Annotated in this window: 24 protein-coding genes; 7 read left to right on the forward strand and 17 right to left on the reverse strand. The window is 64.3% G+C overall.

The genetic code is table 11. The features are described from left to right. Positions 1-443: 443 nt before the first annotated feature. Positions 444-818 (forward strand): hypothetical protein, encoded by a 375-nt coding sequence (locus tag DIE06_RS17925; RefSeq protein ID WP_124662557.1) that lies wholly within the window; start codon positions 444-446, stop codon positions 816-818. 528 nt (positions 819-1346) lie between these two features. Here DIE06_RS17925 and DIE06_RS17930 read toward each other — a convergent pair. From DIE06_RS17930 to DIE06_RS17965, 8 genes are all read right to left on the reverse strand, one after another. Next, complete coding sequence (locus DIE06_RS17930; protein WP_124662558.1) at positions 1347-2174, reverse strand: M55 family metallopeptidase; 828 nt, start codon at positions 2172-2174, stop codon at positions 1347-1349. After that, on the reverse strand, positions 2171-3253 hold the full coding sequence (locus DIE06_RS17935; RefSeq protein ID WP_124662559.1) for a P1 family peptidase: 1083 nt from the start codon (positions 3251-3253) through the stop codon (positions 2171-2173). The genes DIE06_RS17930 and DIE06_RS17935 overlap by 4 nt, the downstream gene beginning before the upstream one ends. Further along, positions 3253-4146: a glutathione ABC transporter permease GsiD gene (gene gsiD / locus DIE06_RS17940; protein ID WP_124662560.1), complete on the reverse strand. Its 894-nt coding sequence runs from the start codon at positions 4144-4146 to the stop codon at positions 3253-3255. The genes DIE06_RS17935 and gsiD overlap by 1 nt, the downstream gene beginning before the upstream one ends. 11 nt (positions 4147-4157) lie before the next feature. Further along, positions 4158-5078: a glutathione ABC transporter permease GsiC gene (gene gsiC / locus DIE06_RS17945; protein WP_044842909.1), complete on the reverse strand. Its 921-nt coding sequence runs from the start codon at positions 5076-5078 to the stop codon at positions 4158-4160. 67 nt (positions 5079-5145) lie between these two features. Further along, a complete protein-coding gene (gene gsiB, locus DIE06_RS17950; RefSeq protein ID WP_124662561.1) occupies positions 5146-6708 on the reverse strand; it encodes a glutathione ABC transporter substrate-binding protein GsiB in 1563 nt (520 codons plus the stop codon). Between the two features lie 128 nt (positions 6709-6836). Further along, positions 6837-8750, reverse strand: coding sequence for a dipeptide ABC transporter ATP-binding protein (locus tag DIE06_RS17955; RefSeq protein ID WP_124662562.1), 1914 nt, complete (start codon positions 8748-8750; stop codon positions 6837-6839). A 27-nt stretch (positions 8751-8777) separates the two neighbouring features. Next, positions 8778-9767: an isoaspartyl peptidase/L-asparaginase family protein gene (locus DIE06_RS17960; protein WP_124662563.1), complete on the reverse strand. Its 990-nt coding sequence runs from the start codon at positions 9765-9767 to the stop codon at positions 8778-8780. After that, on the reverse strand, positions 9764-10720 hold the full coding sequence (locus DIE06_RS17965; RefSeq protein WP_124662564.1) for a MurR/RpiR family transcriptional regulator: 957 nt from the start codon (positions 10718-10720) through the stop codon (positions 9764-9766). The genes DIE06_RS17960 and DIE06_RS17965 overlap by 4 nt, the downstream gene beginning before the upstream one ends. Before the next feature lie 454 nt (positions 10721-11174). On the opposite strand from DIE06_RS17965, the gene DIE06_RS17970 reads away from it, so the two are divergent. The 6 genes from DIE06_RS17970 to DIE06_RS38690 all read left to right on the forward strand — a co-directional run bounded on the left by DIE06_RS17970 (position 11175) and on the right by DIE06_RS38690 (position 19434). After that, positions 11175-13196, forward strand: a complete 2022-nt coding sequence (locus DIE06_RS17970; protein WP_124662565.1) for a BCCT family transporter — start codon at positions 11175-11177, stop codon at positions 13194-13196. Positions 13197-13254: 58 nt separating this feature from the next. Then, positions 13255-13566: a hypothetical protein gene (locus DIE06_RS17975; protein WP_124662566.1), complete on the forward strand. Its 312-nt coding sequence runs from the start codon at positions 13255-13257 to the stop codon at positions 13564-13566. A gap of 130 nt (positions 13567-13696) precedes the next feature. Continuing rightward, positions 13697-15160 carry a metallophosphoesterase gene (locus DIE06_RS17980; protein WP_124662567.1) on the forward strand — a complete coding sequence of 488 codons (1464 nt, stop codon included), beginning with the start codon at positions 13697-13699 and terminating at the stop codon, positions 15158-15160. Positions 15161-15315: 155 nt separating this feature from the next. Beyond that, entirely contained in the window at positions 15316-16659 is a 1344-nt protein-coding gene (locus tag DIE06_RS17985; protein ID WP_124662568.1) for a cytochrome-c peroxidase, read from the forward strand. 310 nt (positions 16660-16969) lie between these two features. Then, positions 16970-18241 (forward strand): site-specific integrase, encoded by a 1272-nt coding sequence (locus DIE06_RS17990; protein ID WP_124506331.1) that lies wholly within the window; start codon positions 16970-16972, stop codon positions 18239-18241. 29 nt (positions 18242-18270) lie between these two features. Beyond that, positions 18271-19434: a hypothetical protein gene (locus DIE06_RS38690; RefSeq protein WP_221624059.1), complete on the forward strand. Its 1164-nt coding sequence runs from the start codon at positions 18271-18273 to the stop codon at positions 19432-19434. A 30-nt stretch (positions 19435-19464) separates the two neighbouring features. Here DIE06_RS38690 and DIE06_RS18000 read toward each other — a convergent pair whose 3' ends face one another. The 9 genes from DIE06_RS18000 to DIE06_RS18040 form a co-directional block, all read right to left on the reverse strand. Then, positions 19465-20121, reverse strand: a complete 657-nt coding sequence (locus DIE06_RS18000; protein ID WP_124506332.1) for an SOS response-associated peptidase family protein — start codon at positions 20119-20121, stop codon at positions 19465-19467. 489 nt (positions 20122-20610) lie between these two features. Further along, positions 20611-20829, reverse strand: coding sequence for a hypothetical protein (locus DIE06_RS18005; protein WP_124506333.1), 219 nt, complete (start codon positions 20827-20829; stop codon positions 20611-20613). Next, on the reverse strand, positions 20830-21036 hold the full coding sequence (locus DIE06_RS18010; RefSeq protein ID WP_124506334.1) for a hypothetical protein: 207 nt from the start codon (positions 21034-21036) through the stop codon (positions 20830-20832). Then, positions 21036-21302 carry a hypothetical protein gene (locus DIE06_RS18015; protein WP_124506335.1) on the reverse strand — a complete coding sequence of 89 codons (267 nt, stop codon included), beginning with the start codon at positions 21300-21302 and terminating at the stop codon, positions 21036-21038. Before DIE06_RS18015 ends, DIE06_RS18010 begins: the two co-directional genes overlap by 1 nt. Next, positions 21299-22216, reverse strand: coding sequence for a hypothetical protein (locus DIE06_RS18020; protein WP_124506336.1), 918 nt, complete (start codon positions 22214-22216; stop codon positions 21299-21301). The genes DIE06_RS18015 and DIE06_RS18020 overlap by 4 nt, the downstream gene beginning before the upstream one ends. A gap of 47 nt (positions 22217-22263) precedes the next feature. After that, positions 22264-22842, reverse strand: a complete 579-nt coding sequence (locus DIE06_RS18025) for a MazG nucleotide pyrophosphohydrolase domain-containing protein (RefSeq protein WP_185648376.1) — start codon at positions 22840-22842, stop codon at positions 22264-22266. Between the two features lies 1 nt (position 22843). Further along, complete coding sequence (locus tag DIE06_RS18030; protein ID WP_124506338.1) at positions 22844-23191, reverse strand: hypothetical protein; 348 nt, start codon at positions 23189-23191, stop codon at positions 22844-22846. A 7-nt stretch (positions 23192-23198) separates the two neighbouring features. Further along, the gene (locus tag DIE06_RS18035) at positions 23199-25217 is read right to left on the reverse strand and encodes an AAA family ATPase (protein WP_124506339.1); all 2019 of its coding nucleotides are present in this window, start codon (positions 25215-25217) and stop codon (positions 23199-23201) included. Positions 25218-25227: 10 nt separating this feature from the next. Then, positions 25228-26232 carry a metallophosphoesterase gene (locus DIE06_RS18040; RefSeq protein ID WP_124662569.1) on the reverse strand — a complete coding sequence of 335 codons (1005 nt, stop codon included), beginning with the start codon at positions 26230-26232 and terminating at the stop codon, positions 25228-25230. Between the last annotated feature and the right edge of the window lie 68 nt (positions 26233-26300).

Genomic DNA, 26300 nt, shown 5'->3' on the forward strand with positions numbered 1-26300 from the left:
TCGCCCTGACGCTCGTGTTTCTGGCCCTCTCGATCATGATCGCCGCGCGCTCTTCGGCGCTCAGATGCTGGTATTTCCTCATTGCAACACCCTACCTCATCAAAGGTGTTGCACTTGAAACTAGAGTCTAAGCTCCCTCTGGGTACTCTTGTCCCTACTGGTTCGCACGGTTATATGATGCAGAGTGGCTTTATTCCCGCTGGCCAAGTTGCCATGCCTTCAGCCGCCCCGTCCCCTCTCCGAGCGAGGACAGAGCAACTATAATGCGCATGATCACCGCTGCTAATATCCGCGGCTCGTCATTGTGGAGGAGTGTGTCATCCAGTAGCGCGGGTATTCGAGCCAGAATTCGGGACAAAGAATGGCTACTCAGAGACAGCAAAGCTATGATAATTGCGTCGCCTAAGGACAAGAATGAACCCAGCGAACGGATAAAGAACCGCATGAGCCGTCTGGAAACGGCATTTCAAGATTTAATGAGCGTCATTGAGCACCCGAAACGTATAACCTTGGCCGCATTGGCCGAACATGCGAACCTCACACGCAATCAAGCCAAGATGGCCATACATTACCATGCAGATCTTCGCGCGAAACTAAATCAGTATAATCTTCCAGAAGATCGCATCAATTGGGCGATTGATACATTGCGACATGAGCGAAAAAAAGTGACGCCCCGATCGATTTTGAAAAAAGCAAATCTATGGCACACCACAAGTCGGCACGCCCTCGCAGCAAGCCTGATGACGGAAGTCCAATCAAATCATAAAACATGCTCACCACGGAAGCGCACTCGTCCGACCACATCCAAAGCGAAATGAGAATTTTTGCACGAATGTGCTAAGGACAACTCGCACGCGCCCCATTCTGCCGTAGCGAACCATCGTGACGTCCCCATGATAAAATTTTTGAGGCTGAATTTTTATTTGGGCCGATGCGAGTTGACTCAGAGCTTTGTATGCGCAAGAAATGCAATGCGCACGAACTTTATATCTCTCGATCACAATCTCAAAACGACTCGGATTGCACCCAAATTTGCTTATGAAGCCTCGAAAATAGCAAGCGACTGTGATAAATGCCTTTTTTATCAAGGTCGATTTGCCAGATGCAACTGCATCCCCGAGATACACAACTGTCGCCAGAGGCAAGACCCGCCCCATATCAACACACTCGGCTCTATTTAACTCCGTGCCCCTCCCGGCAGGAGAAGTCGAGCCCTCAATTTCTGCGATATCGTCGCAAATATCCGCAACGCAAATTGTTTGTCACTTGTAACACGCCCGTTGTCTGGCCGGCTTGTCAGCCAGCAAAAATTGCCACAACAATTGTCATTCAAAGGTCGGCACGCATCACCGCAGCATGAACGACATGGCCGACAGGCTGTTCAGCGTGCGCACCACGTGCTCGACCGACGGCCCGTCGAAGCGCAGCGTCACCGCATCGACCCGCTCGAGCGACGGCAGCACGCAGAACAGATCGGCGAGCGCGGCCGTCTGCACGCGCAGCGTGCAAGTGGCCGGCGCGGGCCGATGCGCGGTCGCGCGCCAGCCGGACGACAGCGCATGCGCGACCGTTTCGCGTGCGGCAGTCGCGATGCGCGCGCAGGACGCGGCCGGCGTGAGCGTGTCGCCGCTCGATGCGCCGCCGGCTGTCTTGACCGTCTCGAAACGTGCGTCCGGAAACAGCGGCCGGGTTTCCTCGGCGAACACGTCGTCGCCAGACGCCAGCGCGACGTGCGCGCCGTATTCGCGCGCCAGCGCGCCGTACAGCCCGGCTTCGCCGAGTTCGACACCATTCAGCCACACCTGCGTGAACGCGAAGCTGTTGATGGTGTGCGCAAGCACGCCGCGCGTCTGCGATTTCGCGTGAAAGCCGATCATGAACACGAGGTCGGGCTGCTGCTCGAGGCCCGCCATCATTCCCAGCGGACGCGGCTTGCCGAGCACGACGCGTGCACGGGCATCGAGCCCGTCGGGCAGCAGGTTGCGAAAGCCGCCGTGCGAATCGTTGACCCAGACGGCCTGCGCGCCGCCCGCGAACGCGCCTTCGATCGCCGCGTTCGCCTCCGCGGTCATCCAGCGGCGCGCGCGTTCGTATTCCGGATTGCCGGCACGCGTCTGCTCGACGGCGAACACGCCGGCGACACCCTCGATGTCGGTCGAGATCAGAATCTTCATGAATGGATCGGACGTCCTTCGTTGCCTTCGTTGAATAACCAATCGAGATCGGGCACCGCGTCGCGCAGCGATTGCCGCACGTGGCCGTCGCGCCCAGCCACGGTCACGGCCTGCAGCAGCGCGTCGGCGATCGCGTGCTCGACGCTTTCGGCCGCGGCCATGAACAGCGGATCGAGCGCGGCATCGGCCACGAGGGCCGGCAGCGCGACAGTCGACGCGTCGTGCGCGATCGTGTACGCGGTGGAAAAGGCGAGCGCGAGGTCGCCGCTGCCATGCCCGTAGACCGAGCCGGTGCGGGCGAGTCCCGCGCCGGCGCGACGGGCGAGCCGCGACAGTTGCCGCGCATCGAGCGGCGCATCGGTCGCGAGCAGCAGGATGATCGAGCCTTGCTCCGGCGGGGCCGCGTGCGCGTGCGCGGCGGCGCGCCGCTGCGCGACGACACGCCCGAGCGGCACGCCGCCGAGCGTCAGCATCGGCAACCGCCCGAAATTCGCGAGCACCAGCGCGCCGACCGTATACGGCCTGCCGGCCGCGACGGTCACGCGCGACGCGGAGCCGATCCCGCCCTTCAGGTCGAAACACGACATCCCGCGCCCGGCGCCCACCGCGCCACGCGCGAAGTCGCGCGCCGCCGTGCGGCACGCGTCGTCGTAATGCGCGGCCGTGACCGCGAACGCCTGGATGTCGTTCAGATAGCCGTCGTTGCACTCGAACACGAGCGGGTTGACGGTCGACCAGTCGCGGCCGATGTGCGGATTCTCCGAGATCGCCGCGCGGATCTGTGCCTGCGCGACCGCGCCGACGCCGAACGTGTTGGTCAGCGCGATCGGCGTATCGAGCGTGCCGAGTTCGTCGACCTGCACGAGCCCGACGCTCTTGCCGAAACCGTTGATCACGGCCGCGCCGGCCGGCACCTTGCTGCGGTACAGGTCGCCCGGATGCGGCTTCACGACGGTGACGCCCGTCTGCACGTCGCCGGCATCGAGCGTCGCATGGCCGACCGTCACGCCCGGCACGTCGGCGATCGTGCCGCGCGGCCCGGCCGGCAGCGTCGCGGCCCACATGGGTACCGCTCGCATCAGCGCCGCTCCAGCTTCGGATCGAGCGCGTCGCGCAGCCCGTCGCCGAGCAGGTTGAACGCGAGCACGGTCAGGAAGATCGCGAGACTCGGGAAGATCGCGACGTGCGGCGCGGTCACCATGTCCGCGCGCGCCTCGTTGAGCATCGCGCCCCACTCCGGGGTCGGCGGCTGCGCGCCGAGCCCGAGGAACGACAGGCTCGCGGCCGTGATGATCGACGTGCCGATCCGCATCGTGAAGTAGACGACGACCGACGACACGGTGCCCGGCAGGATGTGCCGCATGATGATCGTCCAGTCGGACGCGCCGATGCTGCGCGCGGCTTCCACGTAGGTCATGTGCTTGAGCATCAGCGTGTTGCCGCGCACGAGCCGCGCGAACGCCGGAATGCTGAAGATCGCGACCGCGCAGATCACGTTGACCATCCCGTTGCCGAGGATCGCGACCACGCCGATCGCGAGCAGGATCCCCGGGAACGCGAACAGCACGTCGGCCACGCGCATCGTGATGCGGTCCCACCAGCCTTCGTAGTAGCCGGCGAGCAGCCCGAAGAACGTGCCGATGAGCGCGCCGAGCGCGACCGAGAAGAAGCCGGCCGCGAGCGAGATGCGCGTGCCGGTGATGATCCGGCTGAAGATGTCGCGGCCGAGCGAGTCGACGCCGAACCAGTGCACGGCCGACGGCCCCGAATTCAGCGCGTCGTAGTCGAAATAGTTCTCCGGATCGAACGGCACGATGTGCGGGCCGACGAACGCGAGTACGACGAGCGCCAGCACGAAGCCGCCGGCGACCAGCGCGACGGTCTGCTTGCGGAACTTGCGCCAGAATTCGCGCCACGGCGTGCGGATCGCGCTCGATGCGGTCGATGCCGCGGGCTGGACAGTCGCGTTCATGCGCGCCTCACTCACTTGAACCGGATGGTCGGGTTGATGACCGCGTACAGCACGTCGACGGTCAGGTTGATCAGGATGAATTCGAGCGAGAACAGCAGCACGATCGCCTGGATCACCGGGTAGTCGCGCATCGTCACCGCATCGACCAGCAGGCGCCCGAGCCCCGGCCAGTTGAACACGGCCTCGACGACGATCGAGCCGCCGAGCAGGAAGCCGAACTGCAGCCCCATCATCGTGACGACCGGGATCATCGCGTTGCGCAGACAATGCTTGAGCACGACCAGCGGCTCGTGCACGCCCTTCGCGCGCGCGGTGCGCACGTAGTCCTCGTTGAGCACCTCGACGAACGACGCGCGCGTGAAGCGCGCCATCACGGCCGCGACCGCGGCGCCGAGCGTCAGCGACGGCAGCACGTAGCTTTTCCACGTGCCGTCCGGCACGACGGGCAGCCAGCCGAGCTTCACCGAGAAGATTTCCATCAGCAGCATGCCGAGCGCGAACGCCGGAAACGAGATGCCCGACACCGCGATCGTCATCCCGAGGCGGTCGGGCCAACGGTTGCGCCATACCGCCGACGCGATCCCGATCGCCATCCCGAACGCCGTCGCCCAGACCATGCTGACGAGCGTCAGCAGCAGCGTCGGCATGAAGCGCTCGCCGATCTCGGTCGACACCGGCCGCTTGCTGCGCGTCGACGTCCCGAAATCGCCGTGCGCGATCTTCACGAAGAAGTTCGCGAACTGCGCGGGCAGCGGCCGGTCGAGCCCGAGATCGGCACGCACGAGCGCGACCGTCGCGTCGTCGGCTTCCGGGCCGGCCGCGAGCCGCGCCGGGTCGCCCGGCAGCAGGTGCACGAACAGGAACACCAGCACCGCGACGATCGCGAGCGTGGGCAGCAGGCCGAACAGGCGTTTGACGAGAAAATTCAGCATGGGGCACCGATCGAATCAGCGCGCCGGCAGCTTGCGCCGCCGGCGCCGCGCAGCGGGCGAACCGCCGTCATTTCACCGAGATTTCGTCGAAGTTGAACGAACCGTCGGGCATCACGTACATGCCGTGCAGGCGCTTGCTGCGCGCATAAACGATCTTTTCCTGCACCAGGAAGATCCACGGCGCGTCGGCCCACACCTGCTTCTGCGCGTCGGCGTACAGGGTGGCCTTCTTCGCGCGGTCGGTCGTCTCGAGCGCCTTCGCGAGATCGTCGTCGACGGTACCGTTCTTGTAGTACGCGGTGTTGTAGAGCTTCGGCGGCACCGACGTGGACGCGAGCAGCGGCGACAGCGCCCAGTTCGCCTCGCCCGTCGAGGCCGACCAGCCGCTGTAGTACATCCGCACCGGTGCGGTCGCCGGATCCTGCGCGCTCTCGACCTTCGCGACCCGCTCGCCGGCTTCGAGCGCCTGCACCTGCACCTTCACGCCGACCTGCGCGAGCTGCTGCTGGACGAACTGGATCAGCTTCTGCGCCGTCGAATGGTTGTACGCGGACCACAGCGTCGACTCGAAGCCGTTCGGATAACCGGCCTCCTTCAGCAGCGCGCGCGCCTTCGCCGGATCGTACGGCCAGGGCCCGAGCTTGGTCGCATATTCGACGCCGACCGGGGCAACGCCCGTCTGCGGGGTCGCGTAGCCGGCAAACACGACCTTGGCGAGCGCTTCCTTGTTGACCGCGTAGTTCAGCGCTTCACGCACCTTCGGATTGTCGAACGGCTTCTTCTGCGTGTTCAGCGAGATGTAGCGCTGGATGATCGACGGCCGCTCGATCAGCTCGACCTTCGGGTTGCTCTTCAGGTCGGCCGCCTGCTCGAACGGAATCGTGAACGCGAAATCCGCCTCGCCGGTCTTGAGCAGCGCGGCGCGCGTGTTGTTGTCGACCACCGGCTTCCAGTCGATCGAATCGATCTTCGGATAGCCCTTCTTCCAGTAGCCGGCAAACTTCTTCACCTTCATGTCGTCGGTCTGCTTCCATTCGACGAACTCGAACGGGCCGGTGCCGACCGGATGCAGCGACACGTCGTGCCCCCACTTCTTCAGCGCGGCGGGCGAAATCATCACCGCCGACGGGTGCGCGAGCGTGTTGATGAACGCGGAGAACGGCTCGTGCAGCGTGAACCGCACCGTCATCGGATCGACCACCTCGGTCTTCTCGATCACGCGGAACAGCCCGTAACGCTTCAGCTTGTTCGCCGGATCGGTCACGCGGTCGAAGTTCGCCTTCACCGCGGCGGCGTTGAAATCGGTGCCGTCGTGAAACTTCACGCCCGGGCGCAGCTTGACCGTGTATGTCTTCGCATCGGGGCTGGCTTCATAGCTCGTCGCGAGCACGTTCACGAGCTTCATGTCCTTGTCGAAGCCGAACAGCCCTTCGTAGAACGACTTGACGACGGCTTGCGACACCGTGTCGTTCGCGTCGTACGGGTCCATCGTCGTGAACGTCGAGTACACGGCGACCACGACGTTCTGTTGCGCGAACGCGGGCGCCGCGACCGACAGCGCGAGCGCGCCGGCTCCCGCAGCGAGGAACGCGCGCGGACGGAACATCGGGAACGAATGCGGCTTGTTCATGTTGTCTGGCTCCTGTGGATGATTCGGTAACGCGTGGGGGAAATCGCGGCGTGACTGCATCCGCTCGGGAAAATGACGCCGTTGCCTGGCGCGTGCGCAGCTGCGGTCCATATGCGCCTCGCGTGCAATCAATACGCGCCGCCGACGCGATGCGTCGCGACGTAGTGATCGGGGCCGACCGCGACGAGCGGCGCGACGACCGGCTCGTCGCCGGCCGCGCGGATCGGGCTCGGAATCTCGTCCGCCGCGAGCTGGCGCGGCGCATGCCGGCGCGCCGGATCGGCCACCGGCACCGCGCTCATCAGCTTCCTCGTGTACGGATGCTGCGGCGCCTCGAACACCGCGCGGCGCGGGCCGATCTCGACGATCTGGCCGAGATACATCACCGCGACCCGATGGCTGACGCGTTCGACGACGGCCATGTCGTGCGAGATGAACAGATACGCGACGCCGAGCTCGCGCTGCAGGTCGAGCATCAGATTGACGATCTGCGCCTGCACGGACACGTCGAGCGCGGACACCGATTCATCGGCGATCACGACCTTCGGATTCAGCGCGAGCGCGCGTGCGATGGCGATCCGCTGGCGCTGGCCGCCCGAGAATTCGTGCGGATAGCGGCGCGCGGCCTCCGGCGGCAGGCCGACCTTGTCGAGCAGCCAGTCGACGCGCGCCTGCGCGTCGCGACCGCTCGCGACGCCGTGCACGAGCAGCGGCTCCATGATCGAGAAGCCGACCGTCAGGCGCGGGTTCAGCGACGCGAACGGATCCTGGAAGATGAACTGGATGTTCCGGCGCAGCGCCTGCAAATCCGCGCCCTTCAGCGCGCTGATGTCGCGGCCGTCGAATTCGATCGAGCCGCTCTGCGATTCGACGAGGCGCAGCAGCGAGCGGCCGGTGGTCGACTTGCCGCAGCCCGATTCGCCGACGAGCGCCAGCGTCTCGCCCGCGCGCAGCTCGAAGCTCACACGCTCGACCGCATGCACGTACTGCGACACGCGGCCGAACACGCCGCTCTTCACCGGAAAGCGCGTGACGAGATCGCGCACGCGCAGGATCGGCGGCGCGGCCGGATCGACGTGCGGCTGCCCGGCGGCGGCGGCATTGCTCGCGTCGTTCGCGGCAGGCGCCGGCGCGGCCGCGCTCGCGCCGTCCACCTTCAGCAGCGGGAATTTCTCGGGGACATCGGTGCCGTGCATCGAGCCGAGCCGCGGCACGGCCGCGAGCAGCGCGCGCGTGTAGCGATGCGCGGGCGTCGCGAAAATGCGCTCGGACTCGCCCTCCTCGACCTTCTCGCCGCGATACATCACGAGCACGCGATCGGCCACCTCGGCGACCACGCCCATGTCGTGCGTGATGAAGATCACGCCCATGTTCATTTCGTCCTGCAGGCCGCGGATCAGCTGCAGGATCTGCGCCTGGATCGTCACGTCGAGCGCGGTGGTCGGTTCGTCGGCGATCAGGAGCGCGGGCCGGCACGACAGCGCCATCGCGATCATCACGCGCTGCCGCATCCCGCCGGACAACTGGTGCGGATAGCGCACGAACACGCGGCGCGCCTCCGGAATGCGTACGAGATCGAGCAGCCGCAACGCCTCCGCGCGCGCTTCCGCCGGGCGCTTCGACTGGTGCAGCGCGATCGCCTCGCTGATCTGGTCGCCGACCGTAAACACCGGGTTCAGCGACGTCATCGGCTCCTGGAAGATCATCGCGATGTCCGCGCCGCGGATCCCGCGCATCGTCGCGGCGCTCGCCTGCGCGAGGTCGACGACGGCACCGCCTCGGCGCCGCAACGCGATCCGGCCGCTCGTGATCTCGCCGCCGCCGTGCTCGACGAGCCGCATCAGCGCGAGCGACGTGACCGACTTGCCGGAGCCCGATTCGCCGACGATCGCGAGCGTCTCGCCGCGATCGACGTGAAACGACACGTTGCGCACCGCGTCGAACGTCGCGTGTTCGCGGCGGAACATGACCGACAGGTCGTCGACGGCGATGACGCGCTGTTCCGGCAGCACCAGCGCGGACGGGGTTCGGCTCGAAGTCATGCGAAGGTCTCCTCGTACGATCCGGAATCAGGCCGCATCATCACGATAGATGCCGACCACGGGCGTCTCGCCGACGCGCGCGTAGCCGCGATACATCCCTTCCGTGTTGAACGGCATCGCGACGTTGCCGCGCGCGTCGACCGCGACGATCCCGCCGCGCCCGGCCAGGCGCGGCAGCTTGGTCATCACGACGTCGTGCGCGGCGGCGGCCAGCGACGCGCCGCGATAGGCCATCTGCGCGGCCACGTCATGCGCGGTCGCGAGCCGGATGAACATCTCGCCGGTGCCCGTCGCGGATACCGCGCAGGTCGCGTCGTCCGCATAGCAGCCGGCGCCGATGATCGGCGAATCGCCGACGCGCCCGGGCTGCTTGTTCGTGATGCCGCCCGTCGACGTCGCCGCGGCGATATGGCCATGCATGTCGCACGCGACCGCGCCGACCGTGCCGTGCTTGCGGTCGGGATCGAGCGGCTCGGCCGGCTGCCCGGTGCCGAACGAGAAGGTCGCCGCATCGTGATCGAGCATCGTGCCGGCGGCCGCCGCGCGCGCCTTGAGCCACTGCGCATGACGCGCGTCGGTGTCGAAGTAGCCGGGCTCGGCGAGTTCGAGGCCCTGTGCGGCCGCGAACGCGTCGGCGCCCGCGCCCGCGAACAGCACGTGCTCGCTCGTCTCCATCACGCGCCGTGCGGCGAGGACCGGATTGCGTACGCGGGTCGCGCAGCAGATCGCGCCGGCCGCGAGCGTCGTGCCGTCCATCACCGCCGCGTCGAGTTCGTGCTTGCCTTCGGCCGTATAGACGGCGCCGCGCCCGGCGTTGAACAGCGGACAGTCTTCAAGCATCCGCACGGCGACGGTGACGGCATCGAGCGCGCTGCCGCCGTCGGCGAGCACCTGTTGCGCGGCCTGCAGGATCGCGGTGAGTTCGGCGCGGTACTGGCGTTCGGTGTCGGTGTCCATCGCATCGCGCAGGATCGTGCCTGCACCGCCATGAATCGCGACGATCGCGGGTGAAGTCATGATTTTTTCGGACCGGAGGAAGAAGGATTGGCGGCCGGCAGCGCCGCTTGCGGCTGGACCAGCCACGGCAACAGGAATTCGGTCATTTCGGCGGCGGACTTCGCGGAGCGGTGCGTGCGCAGCGCGACCGCGTCGATCAGCGCCTCGATCATCGTCAGCACGGCCGCTTCCGACGTGGCCGCGAAACGCCGTTCGGCCTTGACGTACAGATTCAGCGATGCGATCGGTGCAAGCGGCGAACCGGGCCCGTCGGAAATGCCGAGCACGCGTGCGCCGCGCGCCGCCGCGCGGCGGGTCAGCTCGATCGTGTCCTTCACATAGCGCGGAAACGCGAGCGCGATCACGAGATCACGCGAGTCGGCCGTGTACAGGCGCCGCGCCGCATGCGACGGGCCGCCGAGCAGCGCGAGCGACTGCACGTTGTCGTGACACACCGACAAGCCATGTTCCATCAGCCCGGCCAGAAACGCGCTCGAGCCGGCGCCGAGAATCAGCACGCGCCGCGCGCCGACGATCGCCTCGACGGCCGCCTCGACATCGGCCGCATCCAGCTGCGCGCGCGTGTTCTCGATGTTCGCGACGGCCTGGTCGAACACCGCGTCGATCCATGCGGCGCCGCGCACGCCCTGCTCCTGCTCTTGTTCCTGCTCCTGTGCGGAACGCAGCCGCTCGACGGGCCCAAGCGTCGCCTCGAAGCCGCGCACGAGCGCCGCGCGCATCGCCGGATAGCCGTCGAAGCCGAGCGCCTTCGCGAAGCGGTTCGCGGTCGCGATCGAGGCGTTCACCGCCTGCGCGAGCTCGTCGATCCGCATCGTCGCCGCGCGGAACGGATTCGCGAGCACGAACTCGCCCATCCGGCGATGGATGGGCGTCATCCGCGGCATGGCCGACGCGATGCGCTCCGCGATCACGGATTCATCCTGGCTGGCGTCGTGCGGAACGAGAGGCGTCATGCGAATGGTTTTGCAAGGTCGATGAAAATCAATTTACACAATCTATCGTCAGGAAAAAAATAAATTTTCATCAGGGTTGTCACGCCCCCTGCCGGGCCCGGCTGATGCAGTCGGCCGGGCGACGGCCGCTTGGCCCCGTCAAGCGGGCGTTCGGCGCTCGGTCGTCGTGCAACGCACCGGACACCCTGCTTCAAGACCTGTCGGGAAAACCCCGAGCACGATCGGGGTCGGCTGACGCGCCTCGTCCTCGCCTTCGTTCGCACGCAGCGCGCAGCGTGCGGGTTTTCTCGATTGCCCCGATACCTTACAATTCGTCAGGTTGATCCCTGCTGCATGCCCCTTCTTGCAGTCCTGACACCGCGGTACACTCGACGCGCGCCGTATCAGGGTCCGACGCGCGACCTGCGCGCCGGGCGGCGTCGCGCCTCGTTGCGCCCACAACTGGATGCCCGTCATGCCAGATTCCCGTCCCTCGCCCCGCACGACATTCAAGCCGCAGGTCGTGCTGCCCGCGCTCGTGGTCATCGGCGCGCTGCTCGTCGTATGCGCGCTGCTCCCGAACGAAGCCGGCGCACTGTTCTCCTCCGGCCAGCAATGGGTCGTCGCGCGCTTCGACTGGTTCTACGTGCTCGCCGTCACCACGTTCCTCGTGTTTCTCGTGCTGGTCGCGGCGAGCGACTTCGGCAACATCCGGCTCGGCCCCGACGACGCCGAGCCCGAGTTCAGCTTCCTGTCGTGGACGGCCATGCTGTTCGCGGCTGGCATGGGAATCGGCCTGATGTACTTCGGCGTCGGCGAGCCGATGCAGCACTTCCTGAAACCGCCGACCGTCGACCCCGGCACGCCTGCCGCCGCACGCGAGGCGATGCTGATGACCTTCTTCCACTGGGGCTTCCATGCGTGGGCGATCTATGGGCTGATGGGGCTCGTGCTCGCGTACTTCGGTTTCCGCTACAACCTGCCGCTGACGCTGCGCTCCGGGCTGTATCCGGTGCTGCGCGAACGCGTGAACGGCTGGATCGGCCACACGGTCGACGCGTTCGCGCTGGTCGGCACGGTCGCGGGCATCGCGACGACGCTCGGCTACGGCGTGATGCAGATGAGCGCGGGCCTGCATACGGTCGCCGGCTGGGACACGAGCGGCAACGCGTTTCGCATCGGGCTCGTCGCGATCGTCGTGATCCTGGCCGGCACATCGGCCGCGAGCGGCCTCGACAAGGGCGTGCGGCGGCTGTCCGAGCTGAACCTGCTGCTGGCTTTCCTGTTGCTCGCGTTCGTGGTCGTCGCGGGCCCGACGTCGTTCCTGCTGCGCGCGCTCGGCGACAACATCGGCCAGTACCTGTCGAATCTCGTCGACCTGTCGTTCCGCACCTATGCCTACGCGCCGCCGCGCGAGGAAGGCTGGTTCGGCGGCTGGACCATCCTCTACTGGGCATGGTGGGTATCGTGGTCGCCGTTCGTCGGCATGTTCATCGCGCGGATCTCGCGCGGCCGCACGATCCGCCAGTTCGTGATCGGCGTGTTGCTCGTGCCGACCGCATTCAATCTCGTGTGGATGACCGTGTTCGGCAACAGCGCGATCTGGCTCGACACGCACGGCGCGGCCGGCGCGCTCGCGCAAACGGCTGGCAGTGTCGACGCGCTGCTGTTCCGCTTCTTCGATTTCCTGCCGCTGCCGCAGTTGCTGTCGATCGCCGCGATCGTGCTGATCGCGGTGTTCTTCGTCACGTCCGCCGATTCTGGCGCCTTCGTGATCGACCAGATCGCGACGCGCGGCGCCGCGCGTTCGCCGGTCTGGCAGCGGCTGTTCTGGGCTGCGCTGCTGGGCGTGACGGCGGCCGTGCTGCTGGTCGCGGGCGGGCTCGGCGCGTTGCAGGCGATGACGTTGATCGCCGCGTTGCCGGTTGCCCTGATCATGCTCGCGCTGTGCTACGGGCTGTGGCGCGGGCTCGCGGCCGATCGCGTGCACTATTCGCAGGACGTCGCGCCCGCGACGAGCTTCTGGACCGGCCAGCACTGGCGCCATCGCCTGACGCACATCCTGCGGCAAACGACCGAGGCCGACGCGCGCCAGTTTGTCGCGGAAACCGTCGAGCCCGCGCTGCGCAAGGTCGCCGACGCACTGCGTGCGGGCGGCGTCGATGCGCACGTGCAACGCGACGGCGACGACGCGGTACGGCTGACCGTGCCGACCGCGGAGCACCGCGATTTTGTCTATGGCGCGCGCGTGACGGCGAAATCCGCGGCCGCCTTCCTGGTACGCGAAGCGGCCGAGCCGGAATCGGCGCGTCCGCATGTGTACGGCATCGTCACGTTCTTCGAGGACGGCCGACTCGGTTACGACGTCGAATACCTGCACGGCGACGAACTGATCGCCGACGTGCTGCGTCAATACGAACGGTACGTCTCGCTCGCGGCCGACCAGCGTACGCACCTGCTGAGCCGTGCGCCGGGGCACGCAACGGAGGCCGAATGAACGAGACCGTCGCATTCATCGCGTCGAGCAGACGCGCGGCATCCGACGGAGCCGCGCGATGAGCGGTCTTCCGCACGACCGCACCGGCGACCTCGTCGCACTCGCGACGCTCGCGGTGCTTTACCTCGGCGGCGTCGGCCTCGCGCTGTGGCGGATTCGCACCGCCACGCCGCGCGGCAAGGTCTACTGGATCGTCTGCATCGCGCTGCTGGCAGGCGGCGCGATCGCGATCACCGCCAACCTGTCGCCCGTGCCGAACAGCGGCGAGATGCCGCCGGGCTTCGCGCTCGGCGTCGAGGCGGTGCTGTTCGGGCTCGCGCTCGTCGCGGCCGGCTGCGCGTGGCTGATGTTGCGCGCGAGGCGCGGCTGATCCCCGCCTGTTGCACGGCACCGCTTGGTCGCGCGTGAACGGCAACGCGCGTGCCAAGCCGCCGTGCCCGTCCTTCACATTTCTTACATTCGCGCTGCGTATCGTTGACGGCTTTCCTACGGTGCCTCCCATGCGACGACTCCTCTCTCGCGCGCTGTTCGTGCGCTGCGCTCCGCTTGTTGCCCTCGCGGTGCTGTCCGCGTGTTCGAATCACATCGACACGCCCGCCGATCCGGCCACTGCCGCGATCAACGTCCAGGCCGCGTGGGTCGAGATCGGCGATGCGAACCAGGCGATCGCGCGCGTGATCACGAACTACAGCCCCGCGTCCGCGAGCGATCCGCTGTGTCCGCAACTGTCCGTCGACGGCAAGCTGTCGCGAATGACGCTGCGTGCCGGCGCCGCGACCGTCGCGCAACGGACGACCGCCAGCGACCCGGCCGACTCGAAACCGTCGAGCTTCCCGGTGTCGGTCTGCGAAGCGACGCTGCCGGCCGATGCGCAGACGGCGAGCGTCGCGGGCCGCGCGCTGCCGCTGCCGAAAGCGCAGCCGCAGCGCATCGCGATCATCGCCGACACGGGCTGCCGGATGAAGAAGGCCGACAACGCATGGCAGGCGTGCAACGACGCGACGGTCTGGCCGTTCGACACGATCGCGGCAAGCGTCGCGAAGCTGTCGCCGGACCTCGTGCTGCACGTCGGCGACTATCACTACCGCGAGAACGCGTGCCCGCCCGACATCGCCGGCTGCAAGGACAGCCCGTGGGGCTACGGCTGGGATACGTGGCAGGCCGACCTGTTCCGCCCGGCCGCGCCGCTGTTCGCGAAGGCGCCGTGGGTCGTCGTGCGCGGCAACCACGAGGAATGCGCGCGGGCCGGCCAGGGCTGGTACCGCTTCCTCGATCCGCGCCCGTATTCGGCCGCCCGCTCGTGCGACGATCCGGCCAACGACAACGACGCGAACTACTCGGATCCCTATGCGGTGGCGCTCGGCAGCGGCACGCAGGTAATCGTGTTCGACACCGCGAAGGTCGGCCGCAATCCGCTGAAGACGACCGACGCGCAATTCCGCATCTACCAGAAGCAGTTCCAGACGGTCGCACTGCTCGCCTCGAAGGCCGGCATGTCGACGACGATCTTCACGAACCACCATCCGATCCTCGCATTCGCGCCGATCGCCGGCAGCACGCCCGCGCCGGGTAACCTCGCACTGCAGTCGGTGATGGCGAGCCTGAACGCGCAGGCGTACTACCCGCCCGGCATCCACGTCGCGCTGCACGGGCACGTGCACGACTTCCAGGCGATCAACTTCTCGTCCGGGCATCCGGCGACGATCGTGTCCGGCAACGGCGGCGACAACCTCGACGTCGCGCTGCCCGATCCGTTCCCGGCCGGCCTGACGCCCGCGCCGGGCGCCGTGATCGAGCGGCTGTCGCACCACAACAGCTTCGGCTTCCTGATCATGGAGCGACGCGCGGCGCCGGCGACGGGCTGGGTGTTCCATGCGTATTCGGCGGCAGGCAAGCTGCTCGCGTCGTGCGACCAGTCGGGCAACACGCTCGCATGCGACAAGACGGGGTTCATCACGCCGTGACCGACGAAGTTCGATGGGGTGACGATTTGACGGGTTCGACCGGCCGGCGGCAACCGATGGCCGGATCGCGAAGGCGGACGGTTGCGCAGGCAGCCGCTGCGGGGCGTCCGGTATCCGCTTCGGTTCCGGTCGCCGTCGGCGGCCGGACGGTACGCATGCTTGCCGCGGCCGCGCTCGCCGGCGCCGCGCTCGCGGCCCATGCCGTACCGTCCGCAACGATCCTGCTGCCCGGCGCGCCGCCGGCACGCGTCGTCGGCACGATCGGCAACGGCACGCCGCAGGTGACCGGCAAGGTCGACGCGGCGACCGCCCGTTTCGCGCCCGACCCGGCGCTCGTCGCACTGGGCCGCCGAATCTTCTTCGACCCGCGGCTGTCCGAGCCGCGCGGCATGTCGTGCGCGGGCTGCCACGATCCGGGGCGCGCGTTCGCGCCGACGCTGTCGGCCGCCTCGCTCGCGGGGCCGGGCGTGCCGGAAGGCAGCCGCCCCGGGCGCTTCAGCGAGCGCAACGCGCCGTCGCTGCTCTACGTGCGCTACGTGCCGCGCCGCCACTTCTACCAGGATGACGACGCGCCTGCGCCGTCGCCGTTCGGCGGGCTCTTCAGCGACGGCCGCGCGGACACGCTGGCCGAACAGATTCGCGGGCCGTTGTTCGACCCGAACGAGATGAACAACCGGTCGCCGGCCGCGCTGCTGCGCAAGGTCGACGACACCGGACTGGCGAACGATCTCGCCGCGCACTTCGGCGCATCGGTGCGGCGCGATCCCGAACAACTGGTGCGCGCGCTGGGCACGGCCGTCGAAGCCTATCTGCAAAGCGACGACATGGCGCCGTTCACGTCGCGCTTCGACGCGTTCCTGCGCACGCGCAAGCCGCTCGCGCCGGCCGAGATGCGCGGCCTGGCGCTGTTCCGCAATCCCGACAAGGGCAACTGCATGAGCTGCCATACGCTGTCGGAGACATCGAGCCGGCCGGAGCGCTCGCTCTTCACCGATTTCGGCTACGACGCGATCGCGGTGCCGCGCAACCGCGCGCTGCCCGCGAACCGCGATCCGCGCCATTTCGACAACGGCCTGTGCGACACGGCAATGCGGCTGCGCTGGCCCGAGCCGACGCAATGGTGCGGCTACCTGCGCACGCCGGGGCTGCGTAACGTCGCGGTCAAGCAGACGTTCATGCACAACGGCGTGTTCACGACGCTGCGCGACGCGGTCGCGTTCTACAACACGCGTTCGACCGACCCGGGCCACTGGTATCACGGCGCCCGGACGTTCGACGACGTGCCGGCCGCGTATCGCGGCAACATCAACGTCAATTCGACGCCGATGAACCGCCGGCCGGGCACGCCGCCCGCGCTGACCGACGCGGAAATCGACGACATCGTCGCGTTCCTCGGTACGCTGACCGACGCGCGCTACGCGAATCTCGCCCCGGCCGCCGCGCCTGCCGCCCGGATCACCGGATCGCCGGCCGCCCGCACCGACGCGCCGACGCGCTGACCCTGGCCGAACGGCCAGGCGCATGCGCGCCCGCTTGCAGCCGCCTCGCATACTGGTTATATTTACAGTACTGTATTTATGAACAGTGAGGTGCGCGATGGAACATCTGGTCCGGACTATCCATCCCTGTACCGCAACGTAACGTGACGTACCGAGATTGAACCTTGATCCTTTAATCTTCAATGACTTAGCGTCGTTCAATGTATCGTGACGTAACGCCACATACGCGCCTCAGTTGGTAGCTAGGCTGGTAGCTAGGGGGATGGACAATCGATATACTCGGGCCTCCACCACCACAAGAAAAACCAACATGCCGCGCCTCCACCACGCGCTCGACGATGTTCAGATCCGACACTGGATCGCCAAAGGGGAACCCGTTGCCAAGGCCGATGGCGACGGCCTGACCTTCACCCTATCCGGCTCAGGAACCGCGACCTGGGTCCTTCGCTATAGCCGGGGCAACCGCCGCCGTGAGCTGACGATCGGCAACTACCCGGACATGTCGCTTGCATCCGCCAGAAAAGCTGCTCGCGCGTTCCGAGTCGAGATCGACAAGGGCGAGGACCCTGCCGCTGACAAGAAGACAGAGAAAGCCCGTACCGCCTCCGCGCTGACCGTCCGCCAACTATGTGACGACTACAAGGAAAAGGTGATGGTCAGTCTCGCCGAAGGTTCGATCTACAACCGGAACTGGGATATCGAGAATATGGTGAAGCCGAACCTCGGTTCACTGGAGGCTCGAAAGGTCACGTCGGCCGACATCATCTACATGCTTGAGACCAGTGGGAAATCTTGGAACGTCTGTAATCGTGTGCTGGGGACGGTTTCGATCCTGTTCGACCATGCGATTGGCAAGCGGGTCGTCGAGACCAACCCCACTGCGGGCATTAAGTTGAGAGCATTGCTTGGCGAGCCGCCACCAGTTCGTCAACGACTGATGCTTACTGAGGATGAGCTTAGGGTCTTGTTGCCTGACATCGACGACAAGATCGGTAGCGACAACGGGCTCATGTTCCGCGTCCTGTTGGCCACGTGCGTTCGCACAAGCGAACTGGTCAAGGCCAGGAAGGAACACTTCGATCTCAAGCGTGGGACGTGGTGGATTCCGCCACAAAACCTCAAAGCAGGATTCGGCGCGCTCGTACCTCTCGTTCCAACCGTCGTGAAGTGGATCGAGGACTTGATGGCCATATCGGGGGACTCTGAATGGCTCTTGCCAGCGCGGTGTGGCAAGCGACGCAAGCTCGGCGATACTCACATGGGCGTCAAGACGCTGTGGGCCTCCATCTCGCGGGCGTTTGAAAGCAGCAAGCTTGAGATGCGGTACTTCACTCCGCACGACACACGCAGCACGGCAAAAGGCCACATGAGGAACATGGGCGTCTCGCGGGAAATCAGCGAAATCGCGCTGAACCACAAAGTGAAAGGTGTAGAAGGGATTTACGACGTGCGGGAGGAGATCCCGGAGAGACGAGCGGCAATGGCGCTGTGGGCAGCCTTCGTGAGTGATTGCTGCGAGGGGAAAAATCCGCCGACCGACGTTCAGCCGACGAACGTGCTGCTTTTCAGAAGAGCAAGTTAAGATAAACATAACTGACTACAACCAACACCATGACCACACCGAATCTGCTCCCGCCTGAACTCATTCCGGTACGCGACGCAGCTAGTAAAGCGTTGGGTGCAGTTCGGCCGGGAAATATCACCGACTTCCGCACACTTTACGTCGGTCGTCGATCTAACGCTGGACGTGCCCTACCCGCTTATTACTTAGTCTATTTTCTTCTCGTCGAATTACTAGGTTTTGAGAATCTTGGCCAGGGTGACAAGGTCGCATGGTCAGTTCCCGTTGAATACAAGGGACATATTTATCTGATCGAGCATCGCAAAATGGGGCTTGGCGTGTTCGCCGACGACGTTGAAAGCAAAGAGGATGACATTCGCGAAATTGTAATTCGAATTCAAAAAGCCATAAGAAAAGCCGAACCATATTTTGAATGGAAGGCAGATCAAGGGCTTGCACAATCTGCTGTCAACGTAAGGAACAATAGTAGCGAACTATTTGATCGCTACGAATTTTTCACCAACAGCTTTAAGGTGAAAGCAGCCGACGCTGAAAAAGCGCGGGAGGACGAGCGTAGTGCAATGAGAGCGGGAAATGCGCCAGTATACGCAAGCTGGCAATTGCGCAAGGAGTCCAGCTGGTTGGCTCTTGCAGCAATTGATGCCTTCTACAGTTGGACAGAGCACGTCTTCATCCACTTGGCAATCTTGCTAGGCCATGTTCAAACTGCTGATGAGATTACCACTTTAGCGCAGTCAGAGTGGTCGGCGAAGTACAAAGCAGTTTTCGACCTTACCGAAAGAGAGGCCAAGCTGTATTTTGACAAATTAAGTGATATTCGCTATGAACTGCGCAACTTTGTCGCACATGGCGCTTTTGGCAAGCGCGGAGAGGCTTATCATTTTCACTCAGGGGCAGGAGCCGTTCCCGTGTTTCTCCCGCACAAGGCAGGGAGTCGGAAATATCGCTTAACCGGGGGCATCGCTTTCCGAGAAGAGGATGCTCTAGCCCTGATCGATTCATTCATCAATTTTCTTTGGTCGAATGGACGCGAACCAGCAAGGGCATACCTGCACGATACCGAATTGCCGATCATTTTAACCTACGCCAGAAATGGGACCTACGCAGCCGCGATGACCTCGGTAGGGGACATGAACGCGTTCATTGAGCACGAACAAGCGGCTTGGGATCGGGCGGCGGATATGGACTATTAATATCCTGAAATACCTTCCCCCACTCCGCAATTACTTCGGCCCAGCGCTCATTTCGTCGGCCGAATAGAGCTGAAGCATCGCACGTGCGGCCTCGACGTTCTTCGTGTGCAACCACTCGTCGTAGTCGGAAGGTCGGAGGATCACGACCGACCGCTTCTCGTCGTTCGGTTTGTGCATGCGGGACATGACCGGATGGCCGTCAGCATTGACTGTAAGCATGGACATGCCGATCAACGTGCGACCGTCAGCGTCCTCATAGCGCCGCCAAATGCCTGCGACGCAGTACGGTTGCCAATCTGTCAGGCCGATTCGATGCCACACGTTCTTGCCAGTCTCGTAGCAAGGCTCGTAGACCCAGCGCGCCGGAATTAGACACCTCTGCCCGTCCCGCCATGCCTTGCTATAAAGGCGCGACGTGCCGACCGTTTCCGTCCGCGCGTTCATGGTATCCAGAGGTCTCTTCTTGCGACCGTTCTCGTCCCGCCGCTCGGGCTGCATGAACTTGGGCCAGAAGCCAAACACGGCTTTGACCACCTCCAGACCGTCCCCGGCCGCGTAGGCTATCGGGGCACTGTAGTCCGGATACACCTCCAAGTCCCAAGGATCGCGCTTGTACAGGTCGCCGATTCCAATCTTCAGCTCGCTGATCCCTGGATCTTCGTCTGGCGCACGGTAGTTCGTACACATGTCGCTCCCCAATTTCAAGACTTGACCAACGCATCTTATCTCGGAATATACTGTACATCCATACAGTATTTTGAGGTGAACCGTGGAACCGCTATGGGAGTACCGCTGGGAGTATGTTGACTCGTACTACGGCGTGATTGATTGCCAGTTCTGGATGACCGACTATGAGGCGGAACACTGGCATGGGTACGGGAAGGAAGGGACACGGCGTCTAGATGAGACGCGGAGAGATCGGCACTTGCAGCTCCGCACGCACGAGCGTGCTCGGATGTCCGTGCCGGCGAGGTATTCAGGGCCGTCAAAGGAGCAGCCTCTACCGGAGTTTGTGTCGCCGGACGTCACTCTTTTGAGGCAGTGGTGGGACAAACCTGACCAGGTAAGTGGCGCAGATGTGAGACGGATGGTGCTTGAAGTAATTGCGCTGCGAAGGCTCCTCAATGCAAGCATCAAGGTAGCCTCCGAGAGCAGTTCGTCGTGACGAGAGTCGACTTATGCCCGTGGCCTTTGCATAAGTTTCGCTTCTAGCTCCTTGTTGCGCTTCGGCAATGCAGCCCAGGCGAGGTAATGCTGGCCAACCTCGCCCTGCCACACGCCGATGACCGCAATGCCGCCGATCGTCAGCAGCAGGCACTTGGCCCCACCATGCTGCGGTTTCCCGTACACCCATTCGGAGACAGGTGCAGTCACGTAGTTCTTGCCAAGTGTCATTCAATCCTCCTGCGGGAACGGGGAACGATACGCGCTGTGGCTCACTTCGAGCGTGCCACCGCAGACCTTGTCCGTGAACATCTCGCCCTTGAAGTCGCCGGCTTCAAGTTCGAGCAACCGGCCGCAGTGCGGGCACTTCACGTAGACGTCGTTGCTGGTGCTCTCGCGGTGATACGTTTTCACCACGAGGATTTCGTCAGTAGCCATCAGCGCGTCTCCTCTGCCCGCATCTCCTGCCAGCGGATCAAGGTGTCGATCGACTCCTGTATGTCCTTGGTGATGTCCTTCTGGCCACGACCACCGGCAACCAGCAGCTTCTTTACCGCGTGTTGAATGCACGGATCGACAACGTTGAACAGCTCAAGCACGCGGTACACATCGATACTCGGATACGGGCACGGCTTGTGATAGTGCGCGTGTTTCCGAGGCCCTTGCGGGCCTTGCGTAGCTGGCGCGGCAAGTTCGGCCATCATGCCTCGACCTCCCCGCGCTGCGCGACCAGAGCGCGATGCAATCGGACCTCGTCGTTGGTCCACTGCCGGCGCAGGACGGCAGGAACTTCACCGTCCATCGCGCGGGCCTTCTCGACGTCCTGGCGGTGCTGAAGCCAGCCGTCGAAGTTGCCGCCCTTCTGCGTCGACGAGAAAGCCGGCGTCGCTTGGTGCTCGGTCGGAGATGCGTGGATCGGGCGCGCGCCGACCAGCTTAGCGTAGCGCTCGAACTCCTTCGCGTGGCTCGCGTCGCCGTCAAACGGGTCGTAGGAGATCCGTGCGCAGCGCGCGACGGACAGCTTGATCTGTTCTTCAATCGGCAGCGCCTCGCGCTCAGCCTGGAGGACGTATGGCAAGTGCCACTCAGCGATGCGCAACCGGCGCGGCACGCTGACCTCGATCGCGGTCATGATCTCGACGGCCAAGATCTGCATCGTCGGATCGGCGTCCGGATGGCAGCGCAGTTCGTCGAAGTTGCCCCAGTCGGTCGAGGAAAGCAGGACGTTGATGTACTGGTACGGCTCGGTGACGCGGTTGGCGATTTGCTTGTGCGCGCCGAGCTTCATGAGCAGCCAGCTATGCAGCGCGGCGAAGCGGGCAGCGCTGCGCCATGTGGCCTTCGCGGCCCACAGACGCCAGCCTTGAAGCTCCGTTCCTGCCTGCATACCCGGCTGGTTGGTGCCCCACTCCGCGGGACACGCCGGCCGCGACCAGACTTGGCGCAACATGCGACGGATGGGGATAGCGCGGGAGCTGCCCGCGTTGCGCGAGAACTTGCGGTGCGTCATCAGCTCGCTATGGATGATGCGCGGATACCGCACTTCAACGGTCGTGAGGCGCACGCCGTTCGAGGCGATCGAATCTTCGATCACCTTGGCCAGAATGATAGGTTTCATCTTGTTTTCAGGGCCGGTGGTGGTCGGCCCTTCCTACGTGTGGTGGTTTACGAGTTGCGAGCGTCCAGACCGCCCTTGTCCGCGCGCGCTTCAGCGGCGGCATTCGTGTAGGCATCCGGGAAACGCTGCTTCAGCTTCGCGATGTTCGCCGACATGACTTCTTCGAGAGGCATATCGAGCGCGTCGCAGGCATGGGCCACGCCGCTGAGGATGTTTACGAGGCTGCGCATCGCTCCCGTGCGAGCGCGCGCGTCTTGATACAGCGGCACTTCATACGTGAAGAAGCCGATCTCGACCGAGATGCGATTCGCGACGATCTGGAGCTGTTCCGCGAGCGGTAGCGCGCTCAGGTCGAAGTCGAAGAGATGCTGGTATTCGGGGATCTCGAAGTCGAGCGCGTCGGCACCGATGGCCACGTACCAGAGAATGTCGCCCAGCTCTTCGAAGATATGTTCGCGCATCTCCTGCGTGAGCGGCTTCTGATAGGCCCAAAGGCGTTTGACTTCGGTCGTGAACTCGCCATGTTCGGTCGTAAGACCGAGCGATGCGTGTTGCAGGCGCAGCAGAGAAGTTGCCAGCGGCTTCTCGGTGCGAAGGGCCAGAGGTTTGTATTGTTCGAAGTTCATTTTAGTAAGTCTCGGGTGGTGCGGTGAACCAGAGTCGGCGCGACACGGGACGTTCGACGGGCATCGCATACTGGATGATCATGTCGTCGTCTCGAACCTGAACCATCGTGATCAGCCCTTGATCGTGCTTCTCACGTGCATTCGCCAGAATCCGTTCAAACCTTTCATTCCAGCGGCGTTCCGCGGGGAACTTGCGCGCGATAATGAAGGCGTAATTTCCAGGGTTTCCCCAGCCGAAGAGTTCCATCTTGTTCATCTCTTCGACGACACGCTCCAGGGTGGTGTCAAGGAACGTCGCGATAAGCTGGGGGGTGAAGTTTTGATCTAGTAGCGTTTTAATGGACTCCATTAATTCCTCATGCGGCCTCTTTCAGTGGAAGTGTGAAGATGTGGTCTGCGATCGGACGCTTGTGCGTGACGATGATCACCTGCTTGATGGTCTCCTTCAAACGTTGCAGACACTCGGCGGTGTACTGAGCACGCTGCGCATCCATCGACTCGTCGAACTCGTCGGCCATGAAGACGGAGAACACCCCATTGGTCAGCACTTGACCGAGACCAATCCGGAGTGCGAGATTCGCGACAGCCTTTCCGGAACCGGACAGCGTTTGCACTGCTTGGCCGTCGACCGTGATGTTGAAGTCTTCATCCACCACGATCGACGTACGTGCGCCACCAGTCATCTGGTTGAGCAGCACGGACGCTACTTTGTTGAGCGACGGCACCAGATGCGACTTGATCACGAGCTTCGCTTCCGCTACTGCTGCCTTCGCTGCGGCCTTGTCATCGGCCGCAGCATTCAACGCATCGAGCTTCGCCTTGTCGATGCCGTACGCGGCCATCTGCGCCTCGTACGTGCCCACGGCCTGCTCGTAGGCGCGCGACGCGACCAACTGCTCGTCCAGCTTGCTCAGCTCGGCCTCGACACCGGCCAGCTCGGCGACGCGCGCCTCGCGCGCGGCCAGCTTCGCGAAGAACTCGTTGTAGCTGAGCACCTGGGCGTGGTGCGCGACGAGCTGGCCTTCGTACGCCTGACGCTCTTTGAGGTCATCGCTACGATCGGGCGTGTTGTCAATCGCTTCCTGAAGGGTCTTGACCGATTGCTCGGTCTCGACCAACGATTGCTCGGCCTCGACGATCTTCGCCTTTTGAGCGTCGATCGCGGTCTGCGTGTCCTGCTTCGTGCGTTCGATGCGCTCACGAAGCTCGACGACCTCCTGCGTGAGCGCGGCCCGACGCTCAGCGTTGTCGTGCATAGTCCGCTGCGCGTTCAGATCCTTCTGGCTATACGTGGGCGCAGTAGCGTCCGCGTCGGTTACGTCCGCGTAGGCTTCGAGCGCCGCTGCCGCGATGGGCCAGTGGTGGTCGCAACTCGGGCAGACGTGCGAGCCCTGCCCCAAAAGCTTTTGGCGCTGGCCCCAGCGGACGTGCCGCTCGTGAGCCATCTCGAGGAGCACGATTTCGTTGACCGTAAGCGTCGGCTCGACCAGCGTCGCGATCTGCTTCTCGATACGGACGATCTCGCCCTCCAGACGGCCCACGGTGCCGTCCGTGGTCACTGCCGTGAGTCCGTCTTTCAGACGCTTCAGCGAAGCCCGCTGATCGGCAGCTGCACTCTCCAGCGTACCCTTCGCCGAAACCAGCTCACTGCGGGCCGCAATCAGGCTCTGTAGCGTCTCGACGGTTTCGCCAATGGTGCAGGTGGGGACGACCGGCTCGGACGGCTTGTGGGCCACCATACCGCGCAGCTGGTTCAGCTCGTTGACCAGGGTCGCGACGTTGTCGCGCTTCTGGCCAAGTGTCGTGCTCGACTCGAAGTCGGCTGGCTGCTCGGGCTTGACCGGCTCCCGCAGCACCGCGGCGACTCCGTCAGCCTGATTGCGGAACGCGAGGGCCTGCTTGCCGAGATCGGTCACGATTTCGTCGAGCACGTTCAAGCCGATCGTCTGGTCAACGATCTTGCGGCGCTCGGTCGGCTTCGCGTCCGACAGCTTCTCGATCTGGCCTTGCAGTACAGCGTTGGCCATCGTGAATACGTCGTAGTCGTAGCCGAACAGCTCGCGGATCTTGGCATTGACCGGCTTCGTGCCCGTAGCGACGTCCTCACCCCCGCGCGTCAGCTTCGCGTTCTTCGTCGTGCGGACGATGCGGTACGTCTGGTCTCGCACGATGAATTCGAGCGCGACTTCGAGCTTCTTGTAGTCGTCGGCCGCGCCGCGCAGCGCGACGCTACCCCACAGCGCGAACAGGATCATCTCAAGCGTGACGCTCTTGCCCGACTCATTCGGCCCCGTGATGGCGGTCTGCCCCACCGGGAAGGCGAACGTCGAGTTCGGGTGACGATAGCCGTTCTTGATATTCAGGTTCAGCAGCATGATGGTGTCCTCAAGCAGCGTTCCGGCGTTCTTGATACATCGCGAGCACTTCGTTCGAAGTCTCAGCGGTGACGTTATGCTTTGTCAGGCAGCGCGACAGAATGTCGACCATGTCAAACGACTCGGTCTGCATGGTGATGTCGACGTACTCCTCGCCGTTGTCGGCAATCGGCTTCGTCGTCAGTGCCCACGCGTCAACCGGGAAATCGATCTGCTCGCCCGGTTTGAGCAACACGCGCACGGCCACGTCGTGGAACTGATCAGGCGTAGTAGCGACGACGGCACGCAGCTCCTCCAGAGTGAGCGTGACGTAGCGACTGTCTTTGTCGTTTTCGCCGTGCGCGTATGGTTGCATCGAGCCGGGGAAGATGAGGCGCACGCCGTTGAGCGTTTCATCGTACGGCCGGTGATCGTGGCCGCTGACGACCAGCTTCGTGAGCGGGCGCAGCTCAAACAGCGGAACCGCGTTGTGCGGGTTGTCCTCAAACGTGACACGGTCCCAGTGCCCGACGACCAGGTCGAACTCCTTGTAGCCGTCCTCGACCAGCTTGCGTGCCATATCCTTCGAATTGGTGAAGGGATGCCAAGGGACAACGCCAAGGCGGAAGATGCCGTGCTCGACGATCTGGACGTCATCCTTCGCGATGACGATGTTCTCGACGCCGTTCAGCAGCTGGTACAGCAGATCGAACGAGCTACGCTTGTCGGCATCGCGCGAGGCGTCATGGTTGCCGCGTGTGAGGACAAACCACGTGTTGGGCCGAGCGCGCGCCGCTTCGCGGTAGGCCGATGCAACGGCCAGTACGATCTCGGGCGGCACGACAAACGTGTCGAAAATGTCGCCGAGGCAGATGTTCACATCGACGTCCGCGAACAACGACTCGACGAACTCGTTCATCTGCATGCGCTCGCGCTCGCCCCGACGATCAAGGGGGACACCAGTCAGGAAAGCACGACCAAGATGGGGGTCGCCAAGAAAGCCGACCCGAAGGCCGGCGATAGTTTCGATTTTCATGATTCACAACCTAGTGAAGTGGTGGTACAGCGCGCCGCAGCGCGCTGCTCTCTCGGTTGCGCTACCGC

Source organism: Burkholderia sp. Bp8998 (assembly GCF_003854235.1).
Classification (GTDB): domain Bacteria; phylum Pseudomonadota; class Gammaproteobacteria; order Burkholderiales; family Burkholderiaceae; genus Burkholderia.

Excerpts from the sequence above, each read along its gene's own strand:
- DIE06_RS17925 (WP_124662557.1), top strand. The coding sequence starts at position 444 with ATGAGCCGTCTGGAAACGGCATTTCAAGATTTAATGAGCGTCATTGAG.
- DIE06_RS17930 (WP_124662558.1), bottom strand. The coding sequence starts at position 2,174 with ATGAAGATTCTGATCTCGACCGACATCGAGGGTGTCGCCGGCGTGTTC.
- DIE06_RS17935 (WP_124662559.1), bottom strand. The coding sequence starts at position 3,253 with ATGCGAGCGGTACCCATGTGGGCCGCGACGCTGCCGGCCGGGCCGCGC.
- gsiD (WP_124662560.1), bottom strand. The coding sequence starts at position 4,146 with ATGAACGCGACTGTCCAGCCCGCGGCATCGACCGCATCGAGCGCGATC.
- gsiC (WP_044842909.1), bottom strand. The coding sequence starts at position 5,078 with ATGCTGAATTTTCTCGTCAAACGCCTGTTCGGCCTGCTGCCCACGCTC.
- gsiB (WP_124662561.1), bottom strand. The coding sequence starts at position 6,708 with ATGAACAAGCCGCATTCGTTCCCGATGTTCCGTCCGCGCGCGTTCCTC.
- DIE06_RS17955 (WP_124662562.1), bottom strand. The coding sequence starts at position 8,750 with ATGACTTCGAGCCGAACCCCGTCCGCGCTGGTGCTGCCGGAACAGCGC.
- DIE06_RS17960 (WP_124662563.1), bottom strand. The coding sequence starts at position 9,767 with ATGACTTCACCCGCGATCGTCGCGATTCATGGCGGTGCAGGCACGATC.
- DIE06_RS17965 (WP_124662564.1), bottom strand. The coding sequence starts at position 10,720 with ATGACGCCTCTCGTTCCGCACGACGCCAGCCAGGATGAATCCGTGATC.
- DIE06_RS17970 (WP_124662565.1), top strand. The coding sequence starts at position 11,175 with ATGCCAGATTCCCGTCCCTCGCCCCGCACGACATTCAAGCCGCAGGTC.
- DIE06_RS17975 (WP_124662566.1), top strand. The coding sequence starts at position 13,255 with ATGAGCGGTCTTCCGCACGACCGCACCGGCGACCTCGTCGCACTCGCG.
- DIE06_RS17980 (WP_124662567.1), top strand. The coding sequence starts at position 13,697 with ATGCGACGACTCCTCTCTCGCGCGCTGTTCGTGCGCTGCGCTCCGCTT.
- DIE06_RS17985 (WP_124662568.1), top strand. The coding sequence starts at position 15,316 with ATGCTTGCCGCGGCCGCGCTCGCCGGCGCCGCGCTCGCGGCCCATGCC.
- DIE06_RS17990 (WP_124506331.1), top strand. The coding sequence starts at position 16,970 with ATGCCGCGCCTCCACCACGCGCTCGACGATGTTCAGATCCGACACTGG.
- DIE06_RS38690 (WP_221624059.1), top strand. The coding sequence starts at position 18,271 with ATGACCACACCGAATCTGCTCCCGCCTGAACTCATTCCGGTACGCGAC.
- DIE06_RS18000 (WP_124506332.1), bottom strand. The coding sequence starts at position 20,121 with ATGTGTACGAACTACCGTGCGCCAGACGAAGATCCAGGGATCAGCGAG.
- DIE06_RS18005 (WP_124506333.1), bottom strand. The coding sequence starts at position 20,829 with ATGACACTTGGCAAGAACTACGTGACTGCACCTGTCTCCGAATGGGTG.
- DIE06_RS18010 (WP_124506334.1), bottom strand. The coding sequence starts at position 21,036 with ATGGCTACTGACGAAATCCTCGTGGTGAAAACGTATCACCGCGAGAGC.
- DIE06_RS18015 (WP_124506335.1), bottom strand. The coding sequence starts at position 21,302 with ATGATGGCCGAACTTGCCGCGCCAGCTACGCAAGGCCCGCAAGGGCCT.
- DIE06_RS18020 (WP_124506336.1), bottom strand. The coding sequence starts at position 22,216 with ATGAAACCTATCATTCTGGCCAAGGTGATCGAAGATTCGATCGCCTCG.
- DIE06_RS18025 (WP_185648376.1), bottom strand. The coding sequence starts at position 22,842 with ATGAACTTCGAACAATACAAACCTCTGGCCCTTCGCACCGAGAAGCCG.
- DIE06_RS18030 (WP_124506338.1), bottom strand. The coding sequence starts at position 23,191 with ATGGAGTCCATTAAAACGCTACTAGATCAAAACTTCACCCCCCAGCTT.
- DIE06_RS18035 (WP_124506339.1), bottom strand. The coding sequence starts at position 25,217 with ATGCTGCTGAACCTGAATATCAAGAACGGCTATCGTCACCCGAACTCG.
- DIE06_RS18040 (WP_124662569.1), bottom strand. The coding sequence starts at position 26,232 with ATGAAAATCGAAACTATCGCCGGCCTTCGGGTCGGCTTTCTTGGCGAC.